Source organism: Streptococcus sp. GP0011, assembly GCF_030546305.1.
GTDB lineage: Bacteria > Bacillota > Bacilli > Lactobacillales > Streptococcaceae > Streptococcus.
This window is the reverse complement of sequence record NZ_JAUONR010000017.1, coordinates 1-1,286: the sequence shown is the minus strand read 5'-3', so window position 1 is coordinate 1,286 and position 1,286 is coordinate 1. Positions and strand designations below refer to the sequence as shown.

The window sequence follows — 1,286 nt, the reverse complement described above, 5'->3', positions numbered from 1 at the left end:
ATGGCACTTGGGCGTTGTCCTGTCCAGGCTTCTTGGAGGGAAGCCACTTCCTGACGTAGGTTGTTGAGGACTTGGGTATCATTAGCTCCATAAACTGAGAGTGCCAGCTGGATCACATCCACTTCTTCCCGCTTCATAAGGGCACGGCCCTTGATGTCTTCCATAGTCATAGCGAGTGGCGTAGAGCCCACGATGGCCCGCACTTCACCTGCCTCATTCTGTGGCAGGCTCAACTGGTGCTTGAAGTTCGAGTAAAGTTGAGCACGAAGGTTGGTCTGACGACCGGCTGTCACCAAGAGGTGAACCCCGATACTGAGACCTTCACGAGAGATACGCACCAAGAGCTTGAAGAGTTCCGCCTCATAGGCTTCTTCCTTGAAGGCCTCATAGCTATCTAAGAGGATGACGATAGCCGGCTCTTCCTGACCACTGGCCTGACGGTAGAGTTCCAAGGTTCCAACACCATAGTCCGCAAGGAGTTTCTTACGACGGTTGAGTTCTCTCTCCATGATTCGTACAAATTTAGAGATCTTCTCTGTTTGGTCCAAAAGCATGGTATCCGCCACCTGTGGAAGCTTGGACAATGGAGCCAAACCATTGGTACCAAAGTCCATCAAGTACATGGTAAGAGCCTTGGGACTGAATTTGCGAGCCAAGTCCATCCCAGCTGTCTGAAGGAAGGTGGTCTTTCCTGTACCCGGACTTCCGTAGAGAAGGATATGACCATCCTTGGAGAGATTGATAGAGACAGCTTCCTGCTTCTGGGCCTGCGGGATATCCGCCATCCCCAAGAGGACAGAGAGTGGTTTCTCTTGTGTCCAGGCTACTGTCGGTTGCACTTCTTCCAGTTCGTCTAGTGCGATTCGCTCTTTGAGCGGTGGCAACCATGGCTGTGGTACTGGAGGAATCTCTTGTTCTTCACACAAGAGCTGGATATGGTGCACTATCGCATCCAACTCTGTCGGAACTTCCTTAATCTCATCCACATCTTCTAAGCCTGATAGGTCTTCATTCAAGATCTCATATTGGCCCAATTCATTGATTAGGTAGATGGTATGGTCCTCAATCCCCATATCGTCCTTGTCCGGCTGGTAATCCGCGCCTGACCAGGCTGACTGGAAGAGCTCATAGACTTCATTGTTTCCGACCTGCAGATAGGCACGTCCCGTCTGGGTGATTTCGGCCGCATCCGGTGTATGAAGCATTTCATTGGAGTCCGAACGGTCCGCCACCTTAAGGGCGATTTTGAAACGTGAGTTGGACCAGATTTGGTCATCCACCACACC

1 protein-coding gene is annotated in these 1,286 nt (G+C 51.2%); it reads right to left on the bottom strand.

Annotated features, from left to right (window positions below; all coding sequences use genetic code 11):
• Positions 1-1,286: FtsK/SpoIIIE domain-containing protein (locus tag Q4443_RS10350; RefSeq protein ID WP_303408374.1), on the bottom strand; the 1,286-nt coding region annotated here is incomplete at both ends.